Annotated in this window: 3 protein-coding genes; all 3 read right to left on the reverse strand. The window is 60.9% G+C overall.

The window, feature by feature from the left end:
* Window positions 1-241: 241 nt before the first annotated feature.
* The 3 genes from GOQ25_RS17985 to GOQ25_RS17995 all read right to left on the reverse strand — a co-directional run bounded on the left by GOQ25_RS17985 (window position 242) and on the right by GOQ25_RS17995 (window position 3,542).
* Window positions 242-1,861, reverse strand: coding sequence for a glycerol-3-phosphate dehydrogenase/oxidase (locus GOQ25_RS17985; RefSeq protein WP_160351861.1), 1,620 nt, complete (start codon window positions 1,859-1,861; stop codon window positions 242-244).
* Window positions 1,862-1,916: 55 nt separating this feature from the next.
* Window positions 1,917-2,771, reverse strand: coding sequence for a DeoR/GlpR family DNA-binding transcription regulator (locus tag GOQ25_RS17990; RefSeq protein ID WP_160351862.1), 855 nt, complete (start codon window positions 2,769-2,771; stop codon window positions 1,917-1,919).
* Window positions 2,772-2,975: 204 nt separating this feature from the next.
* Window positions 2,976-3,542, reverse strand: coding sequence for a restriction endonuclease (locus tag GOQ25_RS17995; protein WP_236844348.1), 567 nt, complete (start codon window positions 3,540-3,542; stop codon window positions 2,976-2,978).
* Window positions 3,543-3,609: the final 67 nt, after the last annotated feature.

Here is a 3,609-nt window from a genome sequence, read left to right on the forward strand (position 1 = left end):
GCGGGAATGCTCGGCAACTCGGCCAGCGGGGTCTTGGGTTTGCGTGGCATACATACTCCTTGGCGGTATGTTATGCCCTAAACACGAAATTACTGACAGACCCTCCCGAGGGGTTCTATCAGCAGCTTTTCGCTTATGCCGCCACGATCTTGGAGAATCCCGAAGCATTTTTCGCCCAACTCCCGGCCGCGGCTCCTCGCGAGGCCGAGGCCGCGCCTCGTCCTAATTAAAGCCCCTGGACTCAGGCGAGCCGGTAATGCGCAGCCGTCTTCTCGAAATCAGCGAGCGTGGCTCGTTGCCACTCCGCACCGAGGCTAAGTTCCTCCCCAAGGATGCGCGCTACCTCCGGGGCGGCAAGTATCGCCGCCTCGCTATCGAGAAACAGCGCCCGATTACGCCGTGCCAGCACATCCTCGACGCTGTGGGCCAGTTCATGTCGTGCAGCGTACCGCACGTGCGCTTCTGTCAGGCAACTGGCTTTGACCAGCACATGATCCAAGCCGGGTAGGGCACGCAAGGTCTCCAGGTCCGTGCCGTAGTAACTATCTGGCGTGCCGTGCGCGATCGCGCTTTTGGCAGCGTCTTTGGGTGCGCCATGCAATGCCAGATCCGCCGTGCGGCAATGCGCCTGTGGCAGTAGCTGGTTCTGGATGGCCGTGTCGATCACGTCCTGAGCCATCTTGCGATAAGTGGTCCACTTGCCGCCGGTTACCGTAACCAGGCCATGTTGCGACACCAGAATCGTATGCTCGCGCGATAGCGATTTCGTGGACGCGGCGCCCGTTGCTTTCACGAGCGGGCGTAACCCCGCCCAGACGCTGGTCACATCGGCACGCGTCGGTCTGCGGCTGAGATAACGGCCAGCGGTTTTCAGAATAAAGTCGATTTCGGCGTCGCCCGCGCGTGGGTCCATCGGGAGGTCATCGCGCGGTGTGTCGGTGGTGCCGACGATGGTATGTCCATTCCATGGCACGACAAACAGCACGCGTCCGTCATCGGTCTTTGGAATCAGGATGGCCTTGTCGCCCGGCAGGAATTCGCGTGGCAAGGTCAGGTGCACGCCTTGACTCGGCGCCACCATGGTGGGTGCTTGCGCATCCTCCATGCGTCGTACGCTGTCGACCCATACCCCCGTGGCATTGACCACGCAGCGACCCCGCACGGGGATTTCGGCGCCGCTCAGCACGTCCTGCATGACCACGCCTTCGATCGCGTCTTTGCCATTGTGCATGGTGGTGCCGCGCAGTAGGCCCGTGACGCGCGCGTAGTTGATCGCCGTGCCACCCAGGTCGAACAAAGTGCGCATCAAGGCCACCGCCAGCCGCGCATCGTCGAACTGGCCGTCGTAGTACAAGATCCCGCCACGCAGATTGCGTCCGCCGACCGACGGTGCCACGGTGCTGGCCTCGGCCAGCGTTTCACGTTTAGACAGCCAGCGGCTGGGCGACAAGTTCAGCTTGCCGGCCAGCATGTCATACATCTTCAGACCCACGCCATAGAAGGGCTGATCGAACATGCCATAAGCCGGCACCACAAACCCCAGCGGCCACACCAGATGCGGGGCGTTGCGATTGAGCACGCCACGCTCGTGCAGAGCCTCGCGCACCAGACTGATATTGCCTTGGGCCAGATACCGCACGCCACCATGGACGAGCTTGGTGGCTTTACTCGATGTGCCTTTCGCGAAATCCTCGCCCTCCACAAGCAGCGTACGATAGCCGCGAGCGGCCGCATCTACCGCCGTTCCCAAGCCGGTGGCACCGCCACCGATCACGATCACATCCCAGGTCGTGTTGTCGTTTAGCGTGTTGAGCAGCGCGCTGCGGGTTGGGATCGCTGAGGCGGTAGAAGTTGAGGTCATGGCAAGTGGGGTAAAAATCCCTCGACGTATCGGCTGGATAATTCTGTCAGCCCGATTACGGTCGCGAGAAAGGGTTAAATTCCGCCGCGGATTGGTGCGCAGCTTGCGGTTCCAGCCTCGTGTCGTCAGCATCCGGCGTCACCGCGGGCTCGGCCACCACACATCGCACGCCTGCATCTTGCAAGGCTTGTGCCAGGGGCGCCGGCGGCTGCGCGTCGGTAAAAAAGCGGTTGATTTGCGAGATATGCGCGAGTTCCACCATCGCCTGGCGCTCGAATTTACTGCTGTCGGCGGCCAGCCAGACCTCGCGCGATTGTTCGATGATGCAGCGCGCGACGCGCACCTCGCGGAAATCGTAATCGCGCAAGGTGCCGTCGGTCTCGATGCCGGAAATACCGATCAGTCCGATGTCGACTTTGAATTGGCGGATAAAGTCGATCGTCGCTTCCCCGACAATGCCGCGATCGCGCGAACGCACGACGCCACCGGCCAGGATCACCTCGCAATCAGGGTTGTCGGCCAAAATGTCCGCGACATGCAGATTATTGGTAATCACGCGCAGCCCTCGGTGGCGCATCAACGCACGCGCGATGGCTTCAGTGGTCGTACCAATATTGAGAATGAGAGAGCAGCCATCAGGAACCGCGTCGGCGACGGCTTGGGCAATGCGCTGCTTGGCTTCGGCATGCAGACCTTGGCGCTTGCGGTAGGCGATGTTCTCGATTGTCGAGGATTCGATCCGTACTCCGCCATGAAAACGCGATAGCAATCCTGCGTCGGCAAGCAAATTGACGTCGCGTCGCACGGTCTGCAACGTGACATCGAAGTGGCGAGCCAAGGACTCGATACTGGCCGATCCCTGGGATCGGACCATTTCCACAAGTGCGCTTTGACGAGGGTTCAGGATCATATTAGTAGTTTAAAACAACAAAAGCGAAAAAAGAACGGATAGCCGTAAGTTTGTTTGTTTTCGTTTTGACTAAAAATCGCAAAGAGACGTCACCAGAGCGTTGCGTGCCTGGTGGCGCGATGGCGACAGAGCTAGAAACCGAGAAGAAGGCCGTAGCGTAATACCGTGCGGGTTACGCCCGGGCAGATGGCATCTGCAACTTGCTTATAACGGCTGACGTCTGAACAACTGGGCCAGGGATTCGGCGTCCATGACAGCGATTTTGTTCGCTTCGGCGTACGCGCGTGCCGCTGGCGACAGTTCACCGAGCGTGACATAAACCGCCTCGGTGGCTCCTGCCGCGGTGCGCGCGGATTGCAAGCGTTGCAGAGGTTCGACCCCGGTATGGGCCGCCTTCCAACGACGAGCGGATAGCACGGCGCGCCCGGCGCCCGGCCGGGCGAGGTCAAAGTCCGCCGCGCCGCCTGTGATGGGTTGGACCTGACAGCCATCCGCTTTCAGCGCCGTTTGTAAACGAGTGGCGAATTCAGACCAGGACAGCGCGGCCAGCGTTTGCGTGGTCCGTTCAACGCGCGCGGCGGAGGGGCGATTGCGCTGTTTCCATGCCGCGATCGCGGCGATCACCAAAAAAGGCACCGCGCCAAAGAGGGGAAATAGCGCATACGCGGGGGGCGTTACCGCGATGCCAATGAACACCAGCGCGGCAGCCACCAACAGACTCGCCCACCAGCGCGAGCGCAGCAGGATGCCGAAAAGGGAATTCCGAGCCATCAACTTCATACGATCCGCCGGTGCTTATAAAGGTTTGTGGCCGTCTGCCGGTTCGCCGGTTGCTGGA

Source organism: Bordetella sp. 15P40C-2, from assembly GCF_009763235.1.
Classification (GTDB): Bacteria; Pseudomonadota; Gammaproteobacteria; order Burkholderiales; family Burkholderiaceae_B; genus Bordetella_A.